We start from the raw sequence: 21,793 nt of genomic DNA, 5'->3' as shown, positions 1-21,793 counted from the left end.
CGGGCTCAAGCCCATACCGGCCGTCACCCCGGGGGCCTCAGCTGCGGCGAAACACCTTCTTGCCTAGGTGGCCGAGAGCGGCAATGCCCAGCAAGACACCCCATTTGGTATACCAGGCGGCCCACCAGGGCAGCGTCTCCTCGTGAAGCAGGGAAGCCGGCAGGTTTTTGGCGGCCCAGAAATCCAGCGCCGGCCACCAGCACAGCCACAGCAGCGACAACAGCAGGGGCCAGACCGCCCGCGGGCCCAGCCGGGGAAAGTCATCCCTCAGCTTCCATGAAAGCCCGGTGAGCACCACCAGCACGGCCAGGCGCGCCAGCACCTGCCCACCCGTGGCCATGTCCAGGCCAAGATAGGTCGAAAATTTCCAGGCGACAAAGGCAGCCAGCGCCACCATGACCACAAAAAGAAGCCAGCTGTCCTCGCTGTCCACTTTGCCCATGGGAAGGCTGAGCAGATGGCGAAAAAGCCGCGCGCCCAGCTCCACGTCGATGCGGCTGGAAGTGTGGGCAAAGACGTAGCTGCGCAGGCCGGTGAGCACCACGTCGAACACCGAGATGACCAGCAGGCCTATGCAGACGACGTGCAGTGTGGTGAGGCCGTTGTGCACCAGCACCTTGTCCATCACCACCTGGAGGAACAGCGGCGTGACCAGCATGAAGAACTGGAGCACGAAGGACACCAGCAATACCTCGACCAGAGGCCGGCGGTACTTGACGACCGCGGGGATAAACCAGCTGAAGTCAAACTTGGCCATTTCCCCCGCCAGCGATGCGCGCGAGGTGATCTGGATCAGCTCACCCGACCAGCGCTCGTGAAGCGCCGACAGCTCCAGCACCTGCGGGCCCGATGCGCCCGGCTCCTGGATCAGAGCCTTGTCCTGGTCGACCCGCGCAAGGATAAAAAACCCGCCGTCATTGGCAAGGGCGATAGCCGGCAGCGCCGCCAGCGCCAGCCGCACACGCGATGGGCGCCTGCGCGCGGCGACAAGTCCCAGGCTTTTGGCGGCGTTGAGGATGTCGACGACATCCATGGCCTGGCCGTCGCGGCTGAATTCGTGCCGCAGCTTTTCAGGATCCGCGGCAACCGCGTGAAACTGGGAGAGCATTACAAGACAGGCAAGCCCGCTGTCTGCCGCCGCGGCGGGCGCCGGCTGTGTAGCCGACGATTGCGCGCGCGAATTGTCCTGCGGCAAAACCGGCACCACTGTGTTCATGACCATCCGTTACCCCCTCCCCTTGCGCCGCCTGCTTCATGCAGGTCCGCGGCGGCGAACGCGCCGGCATGCCTGCATGCAGCGCTCCTGCCTTACGAGCGTGCCGTGTGTTGTCTACGGAAAACCGATAAGGCGCTTTTTATGCGTTACCACTTTGGCAGTACACGACATGGGGATCGAGCATAGGTTTCCGAACGGGGTGCGGCGGAGAACATTGTCTTTGTGCAGACAATATGTGGGCGATTTATCGGGACACCGCCCCGGGGCCGGTGTCAAGGCACCGCAGCCTCTTGCATCAGCACAATGAGTTCTTCCAGCGTGGGCTTGGTGATGTTCATGCGGGCTTGCCGATGTTTGCGGGAAAAGCGCAGCCAGGTTTCCAGCGAGCGCAACTCCAGCATGCCGTAGTTCACGCGCAACCATCCGGCCGCAACAAGGTGATGCACGGCTTCGGAAAAAACGCTGCGTGACACCCCGCAGACAGATGCGATGACGGTCTGCTTGACAGGAATCTCCACGGACGTACCTTCCAACCCGTGCGTGGGCGGGCGCGACGAGTTGTAGTACAGCGCTTCGGCGAACAGCGCCAGGCCCATGACCACCCGCAGTGGCGGGCTGCCTTGCTTCATGAGCACAATCATTTCCGAATGCTGCCGGCTGCGCCAGGCCATCAGCAGGGCGATGTAGCGGGAAAATTCCGGCTCGTCCTGGAATGCTGCCAGCGTGTCGGTTGCCGGCACGCACACCGCGCGCACCGGGGCCAGGCATACATAGTCCAGGCACGAGGGATAACGATTGAGCAAGGGCTCTTCGCCGAACCAGGTGCGGGGGCCGTAAATGTTGACCTGGATGCAGCCGCCCTCCTGCAACGGAACGCTGGCGCCCACCAGCCCGGAGACGATATAGGTCCAGGCGGCTACCTGGCCGCCCTTGGGCCAGATGACGTCGCCGGCATCGAAGGCCGTCATCTTCACCCGGGACAGCATTTGCAACGCGGAGCGCTCGCCGATTCCCAAGCCCGTTAACAGTTGATATATATATGCGCCAGACATCCCTATCCCCTTAACGCCGGAAAGCACTGGCAAGCACTTCCGTTTTTTTTGATTTCACACGGAACACGAATCAGGACAGCGCCTTGACCGGCATGAAGGGCATGGGTGTCGTGTCGATCCACACGCCTGGCCGGTATTGGGAGTTGCGGTCTTTCAGCGGCGATCCCGGCGGCCGGCTGGGCATGAAGCGGAGCAGATCATTCAATGCGGCCGCATCACGCAGCACCGGCAAGCAAAGCACCGAGTCGCGCCGCCCCGTGAGCACAACGGTTTCGGCGCCGCATCCATCGACCAGGGACTTCAGCTGCCTCCAGTCCAGGCGCGCCGCGTTGATGAGCGTGACATCGGGGCAGGACCGGCCATTGGAGCCATCGGCCCGCCATTCGGCCCAATGCACGGCCTTGCCTTTGTCGCGCCCCATCTGCGCCCTGAGTGCCTGGAGCACCGCTTCGTCCTCCGCCAGGAACTGACTGAGTTCGATAAAGTACATCATGATGGTTGTCCCCTTGAATGGCTGAGCAGGTTCATGTCCCGCCATCGATGGGCATCGATGGCAGTCGCCGGGAAGCGATGAACCAAGCATAGGCCGCTCAAGAACAATTGGGCGCAACATTGTCCGCACGAAGGCAATCTCGGTACTTTTTTGAAAATTGATGTGCCGCCAAAGGCATTGCCGATGCCTTTGAACAGAACCCGGCGACCGCAGCATCACTCACGCGGCCGCCAAAAAGCGCTGCATGTCGTAAGGCGTAGCTTCAAAGGGAAGCGCCGCGCCGGTGAGCTGTGCTGCCAGCAGGCGCGCCGTGGCAGGGGCCGTGGTAACGCCCAGGCCTTCATGGCCCACGGCCAGCCACAGGCCTGGCCGGCGAGGATGGCGGCCGATGATGGGCAGGCCATCCGGCGTGGCGGCGCGAAATCCCGTCCAGGTGCGCACGGTGTTGAGGCCGGCCAGCGCCGGCAGGTAGTCCAGCGCGCGGCCCAGCATGCGTGCAAGCATGGGCGCCTCCACTGCCGCGTCGGTGGTGTCGAACTGGCGCGAGGAGCCTATCAGCAGCTGGCCGGTCGGACGCGGCTGCACATTGAAGGCCACCGATGCGCCGTCGCTGTGGTGCGCGCTGCTGATGTAGCCAAGCTCGACCAGCTGGTGGTGCACCGTGCCCGGATAGCGGTCGGTGATCGCGAGGTGGCCTTTCTTGGGACGTATCGGCAAGTCGGGACAAAGACGGCTTGCCTCTATGCCCGCGGCCAGCAGCACGGCGCCGGCGCTGCGCCAGCTGCCGTCCGCCAGGCGCACGCGGGATCCTTCGACGGCGGTAACCTGCGCCTGTTCAAAAGTGATGGCGCGCGTTGCTTGCGCAAGCAGCCATCGCGCGGCATTGGGCGCATACACCACACTGTCGCCGCCAACCTTGAGCGCCCCCGCCAGGCCTGGGCGCAGGACAGGCTCCGCTGCGGCCAGCGCGGCAGAGCCCAGCAGTTCGCAGGCAACGCCATGGGCCTGCAGGCGGCGCCGCTTGTCTTCGGCGACAGCCATTTCGGCGTCGTTGGCGGCCAGCCACAATGTGCCGCAGGCGGCGAAAGCGCAGTCGGCATTCATGCGCGGCGCCCAGTCATGCCAGAGCTTCAGCGACTCATGACTGAGCGTCAGCTCCGCCGGGTTGTCGTCCATCACCACCAGGTGGCCCATGCCGGCCTGCGTGGCGCCGCCAAGGCCGGCGTCCAGCACCAGCACGCCGAGTCCCGCGCGCGCGAGTTCATGCGCGCAGGCCGCGCCCACGATGCCGGCGCCTATCACGATCACATCGGCATTCACAGGCGTATGCCCCAGGCGAAGGGATCACCCTCTTCGATCAGCAAAGTGGCCTCGGCGCTCATGTGGGCGCGCCCGCGCAGGGTCGGGATGACCTGGCCTTCCTCCACGGCGTAACTGGCCTCGAAGCGGCTGCCGATGATGCTCGCCTGGTGCCAAATCTGGCCGGGCGCAAGCTTGCCGTCGGCGGCCAGGCAGGCGATCTTGGCACTGGTGCCGGTGCCGCAAGGCGAGCGGTCGTAGGCCTTGCCGGGGCACAGGACGAAGTTGCGGCTGTCGGCGCCACCGTCGTCGTCCGCGAAGAGCTCGATATGGTCTATCTCCGCGCCGCCAGCGCCCGTGATGCCCTGGGCCGCCAGTGCTTCACGCAGCGCCACGCTGTACGCGGTGAGGGCCTCCAGCTTGTCGCTGGCCACGCGCTGGCCGTGTTCGCTCGCCAGGAAAAACCAGTTGCCGCCCCAGGCCACGTCGCCACGCACCGTGCCGTGGCCCGGCACCTCGACGGCGACCTGGTGTAGGTGCCGCCAGGCGGGCACATTACGCACGCTCACCGAACCGTCGCCATGAAGCGTGGCGGTCACGGTGCCCACCGGTGTTTCGATGCGGTGCTCGCCGGGCCTGATCAAACCCATATAAGCCAGCGAGGCCACCAGCCCTATGGTGCCGTGGCCGCACATGCCCAGATAGCCGGTGTTGTTGAAAAAAATCACGCCCGCGGCGCTGGCCGGATCCACCGGCTTGCACAGCAAGGCGCCCACCACCACATCGCTGCCGCGCGGCTCCAGCACGGCAGCGGCCCGCCAATCGTCGTGCCGCTGCGCCAGCAGCGCGCGGCGCTCGGCCATGCTGCCATGGCCCAGATCGGGAAAACCATCAATCACAAGGCGCGTCGGTTCGCCGCCGGTATGGGAGTCAATAACCTTGATTCGTTTCATGTTGCAAGTCCGCGGGTTGGTTCGGTGATGAGCTTACTTCTTCAGCCGTGCAAAGCCCCGGCACTGGAAACCTTGCAGCAGGCCTGGAGCCGGGTGGACGACGGCTCGGCAAAACCCCGGGCGCAAGAATGAATCAGCAGAAAATCCTAAAACAAAGGAATTAAATTTAATCATATTTAATATATTAATGAGATATTAAAATTGACTTTACAGGGTATCAAGCAGCTTGCCAAGCCGCCTTTTTTGCGCTTGGGAGGGTGAATTGGGGAAAACCGCCGGAACGTCCGGCGGGTGAGCGGGTGGAACGGCGGTGCGGCTGCCCCTGGCCTCAGAGCGTGGCGAGACTCAATTCCCGGGGAGCGTCCGTCCTGGAGGTCTTGCGCCGCAGGGGCCTGGAAAAAGCACAGGCGCCCAGAATATGCAGGAGGTCCTCCTGCATAAAAGAAGTGCCCAGGTACATCGGGCTGACGCGGGAGAGCTGGCTGTGGAAATGGCCGATGACCGCGCGCTGGCAGGTGATGGGTATGACGGTGACGGCGCGGGACGCCGCCAGCTGCGCCAGAAAGGCTTCCATCGCCGTGCTTCGGTTGCCGCTCATGTGCTGCTCGCGCAGGCGCACAAAAACCACACAATGCCGGAAGGTCTCGAACATCCATGGCGCACCCGTCAGCGGCGTGGCGTCTATGCGCGTGATCAGCCTCGAGGCGGATAGCATCTGCAGCCGGCTGTGAAAATCCTCGACGGCGAGTTCGTGAAACTCCACGAGCAGCACGCGAACACCAATTCCTTTGTGCAAGGTATTGAATTCAAAAGAGTCTCTGGCACTCATAGTTATCCCCTGCTTCGCCGAGGCCTGGTGCGGATTTACTAAGAGGGTATGAGCGGCAGCACCCGGTCGGCGTCGCCGCAGTGTCTGCGAGAACGCCGGGATGTACAGGGGACTTTGTCTACGCGCGGGCAATGCTTGCCGGAAAACACAACTATTTATGTATACCCTGCCAGCTTTCGGGCGCCGGGCGTCCGCAAGAATTTCCGCTGATCAACAGCAAATGTCCGCAGAAAAACATTGTCGGCTTGCCCGCGCCGACACGATTTTTACAATGACCGAGACGCTCCGGCGTTCCTTGTTCTCATCCCAGACAAGGCTGCTGTCAAGCAGTTCAAGCCCCCTGCAGTGACCTCTACTGCAGGGGCTTTTTTTTTGGGCCAATTGAACGAACAGACGGCCGAACCGCGTCCCGGCTAGGCCCGGTCCTTCCAGCGCTGCATTTCCCAGGAGGGCAGGCCGCGCAGGTCGCCGACCCGGGCGCTCTGGAATTCCGCGAGCGCCGGTTTCGCGCCCAGCCGGTCATAGGCCAGCTTGACCACGGGGGCGGTCTTGACAAACACACTTTTAACCTGGGCCCAGTTAAGCGGCTCGGGGATGATCTTTGCGCCGGCAATCATTTTGGAGGTCGCGAGCAGGGACAGCGCGTCGCCTTCGGTCGACCAGGCCCAGCCGCGGCGAAAAACCACCTCATCGCGAACCACCTTGGCGCCCTCCGCCGGTGACAGGCCCCAATAGGACTTGACCAGCTGCGACACCACGCCGGGGTCCGACTCGCTGAGCACGGCCACGGCTTCCTGCTGCGCCAGCAGAAAGGCCAGCACCAGGTTGGGATGCTTTTCCACCAGGCTGTTGTGCACGATGCGAAAGGACCGGTGCAGGTAGTAGCCGTCCGGATAAAAAGGCGAGTTCTTCACCGAGGGCAGCAGGATGCCCGCGCCCTTGCCTTCCGGCCCGTCGTAATGGCCCTCCGTATAACCGTAGGAATTCATGATGGCCACCGTGCCCGTCGCCTGCGCCTTCAGGAAGGCCGGGTAGACGGCCAGCGTCGCATCCATGCCGGCCGGCACCTGCGCCGCCTCGGGCAGGGTCGGCAGGTGCACCATGCGTATGCCGTGGGCGGCCGGGTCCGGGTTGCCCAACTCATAGCGCAGGATTTGCGTGAACGCGTTGTACGGGTCCGCGCCCATCAGCGTGCCCACGGTCTTGCCCTTGAGGTCCTGCACATTGCGGATAGTCGAATCCTTGCGCGTGCACAGCAAAAACCTCAGCCGCCCCTCCGCCACCGACACCAGGCTGAAAGGATGCTGCGCCACGATGGCGCGTATCGTCGGCGTGTTGCCCCACATCGCCATGTCGAGCTGGCCCGCGGCCAGGGCCTCCACCTGCGGCGCGGCCGCGGGGTAGGTCCGGTAATCCATGGTCAGGTCGTAGCCGAACTCCGCCGCGTGCTTTTCAATCAGCCGCTTGCTGATCATGTGTTGCGTGACCGGCGAATTGCCCGCCGCCCACGGAACCCAGCCGTAGGACATGGTGAAGGGCCTGCCGGCCTGGGCGCGCGCCAACCCGGCGACCCCGAGCGAGGCGGCCAGGCCCGCGCCCCGGCGCAGCCAGCGCCTGCGTGTCAACATCGGTACGCTGTTCATGGCAACCTCTCTTTCAGCCTGGTGGAGACCCGCCGTGAAGCCTAGGCCACCGCCGCCGGCTCGCTCACCCGGACGTGTTTCGCATCGGCTTCATGCACGATCCGCTCCACCAGTTCATACACCTCATGCAGCTCGCCGCGCGGGCCCAGCGGCACCGTGGCCGCCAGCCGGAAGCGGAAGTAGCGCGCCGCCGCCAGTGCCACCGCGCGGCTGGCTGCGACGTTCAGCCCCAGCGCGTTGGCCTGCCGCGCCAGCGCGCGTGCAGTGTCCAGCGGAGCGCCCACCGCGGTGAAAGTCAGGTGGTCCCAGGTGCCGAAGTTGCCCACCGTGGCGCCGCCGAAATCCAGCCCGAAACACGGCGGCTTCACCGTCGTGTTCAGCCCTTCGGCCAGCGCCCGCATCGCATCCACCGCGCGCAGCGCCGCCTCGCAGGCATAGCCCGCGGGGTTGGAGACATTCAGCGGCGTGTTCCACAGCGCCACCGCCGTACAGCTCTCATAGCGGTCCATCATGCCCTTGCCCTGCGCCACCTCCACCGCCAGGATCTGCAAATAATGTTCGGCATGCGGCGACCAGGTCACTGCCGTGGCGTGCTGCTCGTCCAGCGCGGCGCACAGCACCGCCAGCTCGCGCTGCTCCACGCCGGCCTGCGGCGTCAACCGGTTGGCGATGAAATGTTTCACCAGCGGCCGCGGCACATAACGCGAAAAACCCTGCAGCGCGATACGCGCCAGCGCCAACGACTCCTGCAGGCGCCGCACTTCCGAAATATCGCTGTCCTGCGGAATGTCGCTGTCGAACTCGAACTCGCGGATGTGCTTGGCCGAACGCACCAGGTTCTTCAAAGGCGTCGCCAACCGGTTGGCCATCCAGAACAGCATGGGCAGCAGCATCAGCAGCCCGGCCACGCCCACCCCCAGCAGCATCCAGCGCATGCGCCGCACCTGCGCCAGCAACAGGTTCTGGTCCGACACCAGCGCCACATAAGCCTTGTGGCTGAACACCCCCTCCATGGGCATCACCACCGCCGCGAAGCGCTGGCCTCCCGCGCCTTCGAGCGAATGGATGGGCGTGTCCTGCGCCGCCCCCTGCTCCACCAGCTTGTGCAGCGAGCCGTACAGCGGATCGCTCAAGGAAGAAAGGCTCAGCGGCGTGCCCGAACCCAGCAGGCGGCGCAGCCTGTCCGCCTGCGACCATCCCCAGACCCGGCCCTGCGCGTCGAACAGGATCAGCTCGGCCCGGCTTTCCTCGCCGCGCGCATGCAGAAAATCCGACAGGCCGCCTACCGTGAACATCGCCGCCGCGACCCCGCCCCGGGCGCCGCTCAGCGGACGCGACAGCGCCATGCCGAACTCCTCCGGCACCTTCAGCACAAAAGGATCGGTCGCCTGGAAGGTGCCCAGGTTCAGGTCGCTCGCGCCCTGGTACCAGGGGCGGTCGCGCGGGTCATAGCGCTCGCCCCAGGGCCGCCGCTGGCTCGCGATCGCCGTCATCTGCTGGTCGTAAAACACCCATTCCTCGGTGCGCTTTTGCCGCTCGTCCACCCGGATGATCTGCTGCGCGTAACGCGCCTCCGGCAGCGACTTGGCCCAGGCCCGGTCGCGCGCGCTGCGCAGCACCATGTTCTGCTGGAAGCTGCCGTCCGGGTAGCCGAACACCAGCGAGCCTATCTGCGGATAGCGCTGCTGCATGGACATCTGCATGCGCAGCACCGAAATGTCGTTGTCGCCTTCCAGCCCCGCATGCGGGTCGTTGGCAGTCGCCTCCAGCCAGGCGCGCGCCGGCTCCTGGAAACGCAGCAGCTGCTCCTGCGTGCGCCGGCCCAGCTGCTCGAGCTCGCGCTGCGCGCCGTCAAACACGATGCGGCTGGCCGCCAGCTCCGCCAGCGCCATCAGCGCGACGACCAGCACCGTCACCAGCGCGGCATAGGTCCAGAACAGGTGGGCGCGAATCGACCTGGCGTGAAAGCTCGGTATCTTGATCACCGATGTCCCCCTGCGGTGCTTGTTTGCTTTGCAAGATACGCCTCGCTAATGGCTTTGACAAGGTGATTGATACTGTCTTTGGGGGTCGCGGCCCTGACTAAACAGTTTGTGACGTTTGTCAGGTGGGCGAGGGGCTGGGGTGTCTCCTACAAATAGAGGAGTAAGGGCCATCATGAAGCGGCCCTTGTGCGACGTATGCCGGCCTGAACAGGGTCTATGCTTAGGGCACAGCCACATTGAAGAATTTCAATCGGCGCATCGCCTGGAAGTGGCGCGCTAACCTAATGTCACAAATTCCCGCGCGCCCTCGGTCCGCAGGTACCGCATTGCACATTCAATCGCCGTTGAATGGCCCTGGATTAGGGATTGCATCCAGGACTTTGTTATAGATCTTGTTATCCGGCGAGTAGCTGATAAACCGGTTGTCCAGCATCTCAATGTGAATACGCCCGCAATGTTGAATTGCGTTGAGGTTTGATTCAATCTTTCTATCAACCCTTGACCCCCAGACTCATTGGTCACGATGTAGGTGCCCCCTAGATTTCTCCGCTTTCAAAACTAGCAAGTTAGGGCCTAAGCGGGTGAAGATTGGATGGAAATCACTGCTTTAACCGGGTCAGATTTCGACGGAATTCAACAACCTCTATTTCGCGACACTTGGTCGGTCTGGACGGCGTTGTAGGCGTTTTTGGCGGCGAAGACCGCGGTGGTTGTTGAATTGCATTGAAGTTTGACCCGAATCAACACTTAAGTCGAAAAATGATCTGACAGCATCGTCAAATAGGAATGAAGCCGTTCAGGTTCCGATGAGAAGTCCGGCACGGTCCGTAATACTCCGTGCTTGCTTACAGCGAATGCTGCCGACGCAGCCAAGGTAGCCTCCTCGGGAAAACTAAGGTCTTTTCTTATAAAAAACATCCAACAGTTTTCGGCCTCTAGATAACGTTCATCAAGGAAGTTTGAAACAGGGGCTTGTGAGACGAATCCAGCGAGATCAGACTGCGCGAGTTCTTCTGCAATTTCTCGGGCCTCTTTTAGGCTTATCAATTCAGGCTTCATAGGGGTCTCCCTAGTCGTACAACTAGATTGTCCTTCAGGGTCACAATTTTCCCGATCTGAGTATCAACAAAATAGACTTGACCATTGCGGTTAACTACGTTGATAACGTGAAGAGGCGCGTTCTGTCCTTGCTGAATTACAACTGTTCCCACTGCGCCATCTCCAGCTGCCAACATCTCTTGTGAAATTTTCGATACAGTTGAAGGGGCTTGATAGCCGAGCGGCGCGACAGGGAAAAGGTCACTGTATACCCCATACTTTGTTTGACTCGCTGTTGCACCTATGTTTTGCCCCAAAAGTCTTTGCTGAGCTGCTATTGCACAACTTATGCAGTTTGTATTGATGCCTGCGGCAGCGTTCTCAACATAGTGAGGGTTTATTCCATTCAATTCTGGAAAAACTTCTGAAACCGGCCTAGCACTTGCATAGACGCCATTTCCAGCGCTGCCCACTTCCAGATTTACTGCACCCCGAGTCGCTAGAGAAGATGCTCCTTTGACTACGAGCCCTAACGCGGCAGCGGCTATTTGGTTGCCTACCTCCAGCACCAGTGCTTCTGAAGTGCTTCTTGATGCAGCGTCATGAAAGGTGCCCGTGCGCGGATCGAAGATCGGACCTATGGTTGCGGTATTAAGTGAAGTAAACAGAGGGCTATTGGCATAGGTGAAGCCACTCGGCGTTGTGAAGACTCGGTTGCCCATGGCAATGGCCTGGCTTTTCAGGTCGTTACAGTAGCCAGGGGTTTGTCCAGAACACGCTTGCGCCAATTCCCTGTCTCGTTGAGCGGACAGCGCAGCAAGCTCATCACGCTTGGAGCAAGCGGCGGCCTCTCCATTCGCACATCCAGATAGTGCCGCCTCATACTGTTCCCTTTCAGACAACCGTAGCATGCTTGGACGACGGTGATCCAAATAGTTATTCACCACCTCATTACCCGCAGCAGCCCCACCCGCAGTTCCCCCCGCGGCCGCCCCCACTGCAGTTGACGCGATTGCCGTCAGGGTTTGTGCCAACGGCCCACTGATGCCAGCATCGGTAAGCGCTTGCGCCACCACTGGCGCAGTCAGTGTTCCAGCGGCCGCGCCAACCGCACCACCGGAGCCGCCTGTGAGTCCGCCGATGACGGTATGTAGCGCCACCCGCAGCACACCGCTGCTGCCCCAATTGTCTTCAAGCTCTTTGGCTTGAGCGTTCAGAGCCTGCTTGCGTTCGTCATTAGTTTCAGTATTGGCCTGGGTTCGCAGAGTCAGAGCCTCATTGAGCTTGGTCTGGGCATAGTCGCCCACAGCCTTGGTTGCCTGTTGCCCGAAGTATTGGGTGATTTGTGTCTGAGCAGCGATTTCGCGCTGCACCTTGTCGGCATCAAATATCTTGGCCAGTCCGGTCTCCGCATCCGTGCTCCTGACAGCGGTGTTGCCCGCAATGCCGCTGATCCCTGCGCTGCTGGTGCTGCTGGCATTGCCTTTGTCGCTGCCTATGCCTATGCCCAGGCCGCTCATGTCCAGCTTGCCGGTCGGCTGCTGGCTGGTCCCCAGACTTATGCCGACAGACTTGGCGTCATAGCTTGCGCTGTTCTGGATGTCGTTGATGCTTAGCGTGCCACCCGTGGCGAAGCTGTTCTTGCCCTGCTCCACCGCCGCCTGGTTGCTGGCGATCACGCTGCCGTTGAGCGTCGTGTTGCCACCCACATTGACCTGGAAGCCACCGTCGCCGGCCTTGATGCCGCTTTGTTCGCCAACGCTGTTGAAGTTGGAGTTGATATTGCTGTTGGAGGCGCTGAAGCTGCCGCTCATCTTGCCGAAGCCGACGCTCACCGAGCCGCCCATGCTCTTTTGTTCGCTGGTGTAGGTGCTGCTGTCTTGCAAGGAGGCGATATTGAGGTTGCCGCCCACAGCGGCCTTGACCTGGTCGGCTTTCACGACAGCGCCCTGCAAGGTGGTGTCGCCACCGCTGGTGATGCTGACCTGCTGGCCGGCCTTGACCTGGGTGTTGGTGTAGGCCGTGTCCGTGCCGTCGGCCTTGCCTTTGCCGCCGCTGGCGCTGGCGTTGAACAGCAGGCCGTCGGTGCCGAAGCTGACACCAAGGCTGCCGGAGCTGTTGCTGTTGCTGCTGTTCTGGCTGGCGGTGTTCTGCGCGGCCAGCAGCTTGACCTGGTTGTCGGCCAGCAGCTGTACGGCACGGCCGGCTTCCACGTTGCTGCCCTGTATGGTCAGGTTGCTGTCCTGCCCTGCGCCGGTGGCGGCGATGGTGATGGTGCCGCCAGCGGTGACTGTGCTGCCATTGGCTGTGTTGCTTTGGCTGACCGAGTTGCTCTGGCTTTCGCTGCTGCCTAGGCTGATGGCGATGTTGATGCCGCCGGCTTTGTCTGCGGCACTGGGCTCTGCATCGGTGTTGGCGCTGGGGTTGTTGCCGCCGGTCGGTTTGGGGAGTTGCCCGGCCTGGACGGCGTTGTAGGCGTTTTTGGCGGCGAAGGCCGCGTTGGCGACTGCCAGGCCTTGCATACGGCTGTCTTTGGTATCGCCGGCCGCGTCGCTCATCTTGTCGATGGTTTGCATCGCGCTGATGACGGGCGAGGTGATTTCCAGCGTCAGGCCGGTCTGCTTGAACTTCTGCTCGGTCTCGCTGCGGCTGGTCTCGCGGGCTTCGACGATGTCAACCTTTTTGGCGACGATGGTGACGTCGCCGCCCGGGGCCATCACGTCGCTGCCGACCTGTTTGTAAGCCTCGTTGGCCACCAGGGTGACATTGCCGGCAATGCTGCCCACGGTGCTGGCGGCGGCGGTGGTGCCGCGGTTTTTCTGGTCGGTGGATTGTTCGCGCGTGCCGACGGTAATGCCGGCACCTTCGCCATCGAGCAGGCCGGACTCTTTCTTTTCGTAGAAGGAGGTGGAGCTGCTGGTGTTCTGCGCGGCTTCAATGCTCAGGTTGTTGCCGGCGGCCAGCGTGGTGCCGGCGTCGCTGATGATGCTGGAGCCTTTGACGTTGATGTCTTTGCCGCTGACGATGGTGACCGTTTTACCGCCCAGGCTGGAGCCCGCGGCCTTGTCCTGCTCGCTGCTGCGGCGCTCCGTGGTGCTGCTGGAGCTGAAGAGGTCGCTTTCGGCGGTGGTCAACGCAAAGCCGAAGCTGTTGGTCTTCCGGCCTTCGGTGATATTGACGTTGTTGCCCGCGCTGGCGGTCAGGTCGCCGCCGGCCTGCACGTTGGCGGCTTTGGCGTTGAGGTCCTTGCCGGCAATCAGGCTCAGGCTGCCGGCGGTCTGCAGCTGGCTGCCCACGTCGGCGGTCTGGCTGTCGCGCAGGAAGTGGTCTTCACCGCGCGACTGCAGGCTGCTGCTGGCCGTGGCGACGGTGCCCAGGTTGATGCTGTTGCCGGCGCTGATCACGGTGCTGCCGTTGGCGCCGCTATTGGAGATGACGCCCGCGATGATGTTGGCGTCGCGCCCGGCACTGGCCAGCAGGGTGCCGCCCGGGTTGCTGACATAAAGGCCCGCCACACGGTCTATCCCCGTCAGGCTGAAACTGTTGGAACTGGTGCCGCCGGTCTGGTTGCTGGCGCTGCTGGTGGTGGTGACCACATTCAGGTCTCGCCCGGCGCTGGCATTGAGGCTGCTGGCGGCAATGATTTGCCCGCCGATGTTGTTCAAATCATTGCGGGCGGCCACGCTGAGCGCATCACCGGTGATGCGCCCGCCCAGGTTCTGCACGTTCTCGGCCGTGAGGTTGACCACTGTGCGGCCGGCCACGGTGCCGGTGTTGCCCATGTCGCCGGCCAGGTTGATGTTGACGCTCTTGCCGGCCAGCAGGGCGCCTGTGGGCGCGAGGTCGCCGTCCTTGACCTGCACATAGACCTGGGGCACCAGGGCGCGGGTTTTGCTGCCATCGGCCAGCGTGACTTCCTGCTCGACCAGCCAGACGATGTCGCTGGTGAGCTGGGCCATCTGGATGGCGCTCAGGGCGATGCCGGGGCGCAGCTGGTATTGCTGGGCGTAGGCGATGCCGGCGTCCATCAGGGCTTTGTACTGGGCTTCGTCGCTGGTGTAGTTACCCAGGAAGCGCTGGCCGGTCAGTTGGGCCACTTGTTCGTTGATGAGGCGCTGCTCATAAAAACCATCGCCCAGGCGCTTTTGCGTGACGGCGGGGTCCAGCGCGAGCTGGCCCAGCATGTAGTCGCTGCCCAGCCAGTTGCGGTAGTTGGCAAAGCGCGGGTCGGTCTCAATCAGGAAGCCGCCGGCCGGATTGGGGTTGAGGCGAAACAGGCTGGTGCTGGGGACACTGAGGTTGACGGGCACGGTGCGCACGCCGGCCGCGCTGAGCGCGCCAGGCGCGCTGGGGCCGCTGCCGATGCTGGCGCCGGCTGCGGCAGCCACCTGCGTACCGGTGCCGCCGGGGGCGGTGAAGCTGCGGCTTTGGAAGGCATTGAGCGTGACGGTTTGCGGCACGTCCTGCACATAGGCTGAGTCACGGTAGGCGTTGTAGTTGTAGTCGCAACCGTCCCAGCCGCCGCAGCCTTCGTTGTAGTTGCTCCAGAAATAGGCAGTGCCGTTGCGCTGGGCGTTCACACTGACGGTGCGGCCGCGGTTGTCGACGGCCTGGCCGGTGATGTTGAGGGCGCCGCCGGCGATGATCTGGCTCTGGTCGTTCACGAGAGCGGTCGCCGCATGCAGCGTCATGGCGCCGGCGCTGAGGATTTTGCCCGGCGTGCTTTGGGTGACGACGGGCGTTTGCGGCGACGAAGTGTAGTCGCGAAAGCCCTCGACGGCGACGGCGTTGGCAACGACGGTCATGCGCATCGCATCGATCTGCGCCTGCAGCGCGATCCATGGGGCGGGGTCCACATCAGACGTGGTCTGCGGCCGGGCAACTCCAAAAACATCCCACACCGGGCTGCTGGCGTCGTAGCCGAAAAACGCCGCGACAGGCGTTGACACCAGGCCGTCCCGGGCGCCTGTCAGCAGGTAATGCGCTTGAACGTAGGCGTTGGGGCCGAGGAAGTAGGGCGCGTATTTGGGATCCGAGTAAGGGGCGCCCTTCAGAAGCAGGCGGCCCTTGCCGTCCACATTGAGATGGCCGGTGTAAGGCGGTATGCCGTCTTCCGACGCCCAGCGCCCGGGGCCGCCGTAAATCTGCTGCAGGCCCGCGACGTCCCAGTAGGCATAGCCGCCAATGGGACCTGCCCGGTAAGTCTCGGCACTGACCACCCAACCCACATCGTTCGGCGCGTAATTGCCTTGCGCCGTGATGTACTCCCTGCCGCTGCCGCCGCCGGCGCCGCCCGCCTGCAGGGTGTAGGCGAAGTTGGGATTGGTATTGTTGATCTGGCCGGCGGTGATGGCCAGGCCGCCCAGCGACTCGATGGTGCCGCCGCTGTTGTTGACGGCGCCGGCCTGGCCGGTGGCACGGCCGCCGGCGTCCAGGCTACCGCCTATGGTCAGCGCATCGGCCGCCGTTCCGCCGCTGAAGATCAATGCGCCTTCGCCGTTGTTCAGGGTCTGCGCGCCGATGTCGAGCCGGTTGCGGGCGGCGATGACGGCGTCGGCGCGTGTGCCGCCCACTGTTTCGGTGCTGTTGTTGACGGTCGTGGCGGCAATGGCAACATGGTCGCCGTAGATACGGCCGGTACCGATGTTGGTGAGCGTGGCGGCATTGATGCGGGTTTCCTGCCCGTCGATCAGGCCGCGATTGGTCAGCGTGTTGGCGGCGCTCACCGTGGTATTGACGCCGCTGATGACGCCGGTGGCGGCATTGATCACGTTGGCAGCCGAGGCAGCCAGGTTGCGCCCGGCCTGCAGTTTGCCGCTGTTGCTGAGGTCGCCGGTCGTCGAAAGCGTAACGTCCCGGTTGGCGATGACCTCACCCGTGTTGTTGAAGTCGCTGGTCAGCGTGAGGGACACATCCTGCTGCGACAACAGACTTCCGTTGCCGCCCAGGCTGGCCGCGGTGGCCGCCAGCGAGAGGCCGGCAATGACGGTGCCGCCCGCATTGGTGACGGCCAGCGTCTTGGTGGCGGCGGTATCCTGCAATGTGGCGGTGTTGCCCGCGCTGATCAGGCCGGCGTTGTTGTTGATGCTGCCGGAGCTGGTGAGCGTGGCGTTGACGCTGCTGCGTATCGCGCCCGAATCGTTGGCGACCGTGGCGGCCGTGATGGCGATGTTCTTGCCCTCCAGGCCCTGGTTGGCGCCGGAGGTGTTGCTGTTGACCACGCTGGCAGCGGCCAGGGTGACGCTTTCGTCGCTGCGGACCAGGCCGCCGGTGTTGGTGATGGCGCCCGGCCCTGCGGCCACAGAGACATTGCCCGCGGCCTGCAACTGGCCGCCGCTGTTGTTGAAACCGGTGGTGGTCAAGCCCGCGGTGGATTCGCTGACAATTTGCCCGCCTGCGTTGCCGACGTTGGCCGCGCTGACGGTCAACGCACCTTTCGCGCCGATGGAGCCGGCGGCATTGTTCACATCTCCGGTCACCAGATTCACCGCACCCTGGGACGTGATGCCGCCCGCGCCGCTGCTGTGGCCCGCGGCGTTTGTGTTGGTCAGCGTCTGGCCGTGGGTATCCAGCGTCAAAGCGCCGGTGGATTGAATCAGGCCGGCGGTGTTGGTCAGCGCGCCGCTGTTGAGGCTGGTGACGCCGCTGGCGGAAACGGTGCCGCCGGTATTGTTGAAAGCCTGCAGGTGGGTGTCAACGGTGATGGCTGTGCCGGTGAGGCTGCTGCCGGTGTTGACCAGGCCCGTGTTGCTCAAGGTGACATTGCCGCCCGCACTCAGCCGCCCGCCCTGCGCGGCGCCGCCGGCCACGGTGTTGCTGGTGGCGCCTGGGGTCGTGACGGCAAGGTCGCCGCCCACCGAAGCGATGGTGCCGGACGCATTCGACAGGCTGGCGGCGTTGACGGTGACCGCGCCGTTGCCCGCCACCGTGGCCTGCGTATTTTGCAGCGCGCCTGCGGCGTTGATGGCCAGGGTGCCGGTGGCCACGATCATGGCACCTGCTTCGTTGGCGAGGCCGGCGCCCGTGGTGATGCTGCTGTTGCCCTGGGCGCTGATGACCGCGCCGGCGCCGCTGTTGGTGATGGCGCCGGTTGTGGTGAGCTGCACATGCCCCGCAGCCTGGATGCTGCCGGTGTTGGTGAGCCAGCCATTGGCCTGCAGCACCAGGTCGCCACCGCTGGCGCCTATGACACCCGCGTTGCGCACACCCAGGCCGGTTTCCGTGCCTATCAGGTAAATCTTGCCGGCATACATGCCGCCCAGCTGGGCCACGTCGACGGCATAGCTGGGTGCGGCGCCCGTGCCGGCGATGGGCGTGGCGTTGTGCTGGGCCGCGTCGATGTCGTTGGCGCCCGTGGCCACGCGCAGCTCCCTGGCCCAGACGCCGGCATTGAACTGCACGGCGCGCGCCAGGATGGCGGTGTAGTCGGCCGTCGAGGTGTCCAGGCCCGCGCCGCCCACGCTGACACTGCCGCCCTGCACACGAAAGCCTTCGAGCGCGCCGCCGTTCAGCACCGGCGTGCCGGTGGTCAGCGTGACGCGGTTGGCGTTGAGGAAACCGCCGCCGTTGACGTTGATGCCGGCCGGGTTGGCGATGATGACTTCGGCGCGCTGGCCGGCGACCTCGACATAACCGCGCAACTGGCTGGGGTTGCCGGAGTTCACCTCATTGAGGATGACGCGCGCCGGGCCGGTGGCCAGCCAGGGGTTGGCACTGACAAAACCACCCAGCTGGGTTTGCACATTGGTGCGGCTGTTGTTGAGGATGGCGCCGTTTGGCTGGACGTCGAACTGCTGGTAGGTGTTGCGGCTCACGCCGGCGGCCGAAGGCGTCTGGATATTGACCTGCGGCAGGCCGTTGGCGGTTTGCAGCACCGTGGGACGCTGGCTGGCGGGCGCGCCGGGGGCCGCGACGATTTGTGCGTGCAGGCCTGGCTGCCAACACAGGACCATGCCCAGCGCGGCCAGCACGGCAAAGCGCAGCGGGTGCAGGCTGGCTTGCGGGCCCAGTTGCGCCGTCACACCGGCGGTGTTGCCGCTGGCGGCCTTGCCTTGCGCACTGGCCGTTTCAGCCACCACCATGCGTTGGCCGCGTTTGGCGTTGAAGACGATGCGGTGCAGGTGCTTGTTCATGGGTACGGTTTCCGAAACGAGGCGTGAGAGGGCGAGCGGCTACAACGGTGTGGGCTGCAAGCCCGGTTATTTCTGCGCCGGCACGGCGGTCGAGGCGGGCGCGTCCGCCTGGCCCGTCACGGTGGCGGGCACGAGCAGCGCGGTCGCGGGGCTTTCAACGGCCGTGCCCGCCTGGGCTGACGGCGGTTGCAGCGCGGCGGCCACCGGGCGCAGTCCCAGCGCAGCGGTCAGCACAGCCCCACAACGGCTTGCGATATCGCCCGCAGCGAGTGCCACTTCCGAGAAGTCGTCACGTTCCCAATCTTCGAGAACCAGCTTCTTTGACGCTTCGCCCTTGCAGCTCTCCTTGAAGAAGACGGTGTCGCTTTCCTTCTGGTAGAGCGATGCATCGACCTGGTAGCGCAAGGTGTACTCGCTGGACGCCATCGAGAAGTCAAGCTTCCATTCAGGTTGAGAAACACGCAGTTGCAAGTCCGCCGGTGCGGCCGGCTGCGCGTCGGAGGCCAAAGACATCTTGATCGCCGGATCCTGGAGCAGACTGCCCATGAGCTGCTGGCTGACGGCAATGACGGGGCCTTCCTTGGCGATTTGGATCTTGGGCTTGGCCGCCTGGTCCGAGGCAACCTGCGTCATGGCCACTTGCAGGTTCTGGTTGAAGGTGGTGGCAATTTGCATGTTGGCTTGCATGTTTTTCTGCATTTGTTGTGCGTTCCCGGTCGTGCCGCCCCCAGACGCCAATGCGCTGCTGACAATGAACCCGACCAGAAACGAGCCCACGGCCGCGCCTTTTGTCCGGACATCCAGCACGCCGCCGCCGGCGGAGAGGACTACCTGCTGGGTCTTGAGCTTTGCGGCAAGCGCATCGCCCTTGAGGAGCTCTGTCGAAGGGCCGAAGAGGCCTGCTGCTGCGGGCTGGCTCAGTACGGCGATGGCCAGAAGCAGGCTGGCGGAACGAAGGCGAAAGTTCATGAAGAAGGTCCTTGCTGAAAAAAAGATGGCTGCTGGCGATCTGGAATTTGGCTAGAAGGAGGCGCTCAGGCTCACGCCCAAAGTGCTGCCGGCGGTGCGGAAAAGTTCAGGCTTCTTGACGGGCGCGGCGATAAAGATGTCGTACTGCAGTTTTTTGAGGCTGCCGCGCAGGCCGATGACGGCGCCCGTCAGGCGCTTGCCGACCAGCAGCTCGCTGCTGGGGCCGCCAACTTCGCCGTGGTCCAGGCCGATGTAGAGCTCCTGGCCGGTCTCGCCCAGCAAGGTGCTGAGTTCATTGCGCAGCAGCCAGCCGCGCTCGGCGCTCAGCGAGGATTCGCCGTCAAAGCCGCGCACGGTGTAGCGCCCGGCGATGGAGAAGCGGTCTTGCGGCGTCAGCGGCGTGCGGTTGTGCTGCAGGCGCCAGGCGGCGCTGTAGCGCAGGCCTATCCCGGCCAGCTTGAAGGGCAGCTGCAGGTTGGCATCGGCGTTGATGACCGCAAAACGCGAAGTGCCTTCGCCAAAGGCTTCCTCGGGCGCGGGCAGCGAGCCGAAAGCGCCTGTGCCGCGCTTGTAGGCGAGGTTGCCTTCCAGCGTGGCCTGGCCTATGAACTCCTTGTGGCCGATGCCGAATTCCCAGCCGCCGACCACGCGGCGCTGCACCTCGACCTCGGTGTCGTCGATGAAGTTGTTGGAGCGGCGCTGGAAGGCCTTGAGGCTGAGCGTGCTCTTGCGGCTGGCGTCGCGGTAGACCAGGCGCGAGAGCTTGATCTCGGCATTGCTGCTGGTGCCGCGGTAGACATAGTCCTGGGTGGCGCCGGCCACGCTCTGGAAGTAGCGGTTGTCGCTGACGGTGGCGGCCAGCGTCCAGTAGCCCAGGGGCAGCGAGTAATGCACGGTGCTGCCGCGTGTGCCGCGGCTGCCGGGCTCGCCGCCGCCCAGGTCGGTGTTGAGCGAGACATAAAACAGGTCGTTGAGCGTCCACCAGTTGTCGTAAGACAGCGTGATGCCGCCCTGGTATTTGCCGGTGGCTTTGGATCCGCTGTCGTCGGCGAACACCGAGACGCGCAAGGGAATGCCCTGGCGGTAGCTGATCACCAGGTCGCTCTGGCCGGGTTTGGCGTCGCCGCCTTTGGCTTCCTCGATCTGGATATCGGCCTCGGCCGTGGGCACGCGCTTGAAGTTCTCCAGGGCCTGCTCGATGTCGCGCAAATTAAGCAGCTCGCCCGATTGGACCGGCATGGCCGTCCAGGCGTTGCCGCGCGCGTCGCTGCCTTCGGAAAACCGGATGGCGCGTATGCGGCCCGGAACCAGCGTGAGCGTGAGCACGCCGGTGTTCAGGTCTTGCGGTTCGGCCAGGATGCGGGTGGTCACATAACCGCGGGCAATGACGGCGTTCTGCAGGCGCTTCATCACAATGGCGATGCCCTGGGTGCCCAGGCAGCGGCCCAGCGGCGGATCGTTGGCATCCGGGCCTGCCGCCGCATCCAGTGTCCAGGCGAATTGCGAAGCCAACGCGGCCGGCTCGCCTGGCACGGTTCGCAATTTCAGTTCGCGGATCGGCAGGCAGGGCGACTCGGCGGACGGCAGCCTGTCAACCTCGGCTTGCGGTGCGGGGGGAAGGCGCACATCGGGCGCCCTCTCCTGCTGCTCGCGCAGCAAGCGCTCACGCTCCTGGGCACGGCGCTGTTCCTGGTCTGCGCTGCTGAGCGGCGCGGGTTGGGCCCAGACATGCCCGGCCAGGACGGCCATGGCCACGCCAGCGCAGAGTTTGCGCGCGCCGCTGTGTGGTTTGACAGATAGTTTGGTGCACTGCGGCACCGCCTCGAGTGATCTACCCAAGTCATCGTGTGGCTTGGCCAATCACGCTCTCCCTGATTCCGTTTTGTTGTTATCGCCAGGCCGTGCCCGGTGTTACCAATAGTTTAAATTTGAAGCCGGAAAATGTAAGAACTGTTACTTGGAAATGCTCTCAAGTGTTGGTTTTTAGGTCGAAGCTGCGGTGAATTATTAGAGCCCTATGTTTGTCGAGACCTTCCGCGCCTCAGCAAGGGTCAGCAGCTTCGCCGGCCGGCAGCGTCCAACCAGGCCGTTTTGTATTTCTCTGTATCGGCAGGCTCCCCCGATACCCCGCCATACGCACCGCCCTTGGCAAGACACACCAGGGATACCTCACGGCCTTCCAAT

The 21,793-nt window shown here is 63.9% G+C and carries 12 protein-coding genes; all 12 read right to left on the bottom strand.

The window, feature by feature from the left end:
- Positions 1–37: 37 nt before the first annotated feature.
- Positions 38–1,216 carry a cysteine peptidase family C39 domain-containing protein gene (locus tag BLQ85_RS24810; protein ID WP_256375445.1) on the bottom strand — a complete coding sequence of 393 codons (1,179 nt, stop codon included), beginning with the start codon at positions 1,214–1,216 and terminating at the stop codon, positions 38–40.
- Between the two features lie 272 nt (positions 1,217–1,488).
- Complete coding sequence (locus tag BLQ85_RS13830) at positions 1,489–2,202, bottom strand: Crp/Fnr family transcriptional regulator (protein ID WP_083336861.1); 714 nt, start codon at positions 2,200–2,202, stop codon at positions 1,489–1,491.
- Between the two features lie 136 nt (positions 2,203–2,338).
- On the bottom strand, positions 2,339–2,761 hold the full coding sequence (locus tag BLQ85_RS13825) for a hypothetical protein (RefSeq protein WP_074577839.1): 423 nt from the start codon (positions 2,759–2,761) through the stop codon (positions 2,339–2,341).
- Positions 2,762–2,980: 219 nt separating this feature from the next.
- Positions 2,981–4,081 carry an NAD(P)/FAD-dependent oxidoreductase gene (locus BLQ85_RS13820; protein ID WP_074577838.1) on the bottom strand — a complete coding sequence of 367 codons (1,101 nt, stop codon included), beginning with the start codon at positions 4,079–4,081 and terminating at the stop codon, positions 2,981–2,983.
- Complete coding sequence (locus BLQ85_RS13815; protein WP_074577837.1) at positions 4,078–5,013, bottom strand: 4-hydroxyproline epimerase; 936 nt, start codon at positions 5,011–5,013, stop codon at positions 4,078–4,080. Before BLQ85_RS13815 ends, BLQ85_RS13820 begins: the two co-directional genes overlap by 4 nt.
- 328 nt (positions 5,014–5,341) lie before the next feature.
- Positions 5,342–5,809 (bottom strand): hypothetical protein, encoded by a 468-nt coding sequence (locus BLQ85_RS13810; RefSeq protein ID WP_139200986.1) that lies wholly within the window; start codon positions 5,807–5,809, stop codon positions 5,342–5,344.
- 446 nt (positions 5,810–6,255) lie between these two features.
- A complete protein-coding gene (locus BLQ85_RS13805) occupies positions 6,256–7,485 on the bottom strand; it encodes an ABC transporter substrate-binding protein (protein ID WP_074577835.1) in 1,230 nt (409 codons plus the stop codon).
- Positions 7,486–7,526: 41 nt separating this feature from the next.
- Positions 7,527–9,470 carry a HAMP domain-containing protein gene (locus tag BLQ85_RS13800; RefSeq protein ID WP_074577834.1) on the bottom strand — a complete coding sequence of 648 codons (1,944 nt, stop codon included), beginning with the start codon at positions 9,468–9,470 and terminating at the stop codon, positions 7,527–7,529.
- A gap of 747 nt (positions 9,471–10,217) precedes the next feature.
- A complete protein-coding gene (locus BLQ85_RS24285) occupies positions 10,218–10,529 on the bottom strand; it encodes a hypothetical protein (protein ID WP_139200985.1) in 312 nt (103 codons plus the stop codon).
- Positions 10,526–18,640 (bottom strand): two-partner secretion domain-containing protein, encoded by an 8,115-nt coding sequence (locus tag BLQ85_RS24280; protein WP_074577833.1) that lies wholly within the window; start codon positions 18,638–18,640, stop codon positions 10,526–10,528. The genes BLQ85_RS24285 and BLQ85_RS24280 overlap by 4 nt, the downstream gene beginning before the upstream one ends.
- A gap of 66 nt (positions 18,641–18,706) precedes the next feature.
- Positions 18,707–19,609 (bottom strand): hypothetical protein, encoded by a 903-nt coding sequence (locus tag BLQ85_RS13790; protein ID WP_074577832.1) that lies wholly within the window; start codon positions 19,607–19,609, stop codon positions 18,707–18,709.
- A gap of 51 nt (positions 19,610–19,660) precedes the next feature.
- Positions 19,661–21,358, bottom strand: a complete 1,698-nt coding sequence (locus BLQ85_RS13785) for a ShlB/FhaC/HecB family hemolysin secretion/activation protein (RefSeq protein WP_074577831.1) — start codon at positions 21,356–21,358, stop codon at positions 19,661–19,663.
- Positions 21,359–21,793 lie beyond the last annotated feature (435 nt).

The sequence above is a fragment of the Polaromonas sp. JS666 genome (genome assembly GCF_900103405.1).
Lineage (GTDB): Bacteria > Pseudomonadota > Gammaproteobacteria > Burkholderiales > Burkholderiaceae_C > Polaromonas.
The sequence above is the reverse complement of the archived record's forward strand: the minus strand, read 5'-3'. Positions and strand labels throughout refer to the sequence as shown.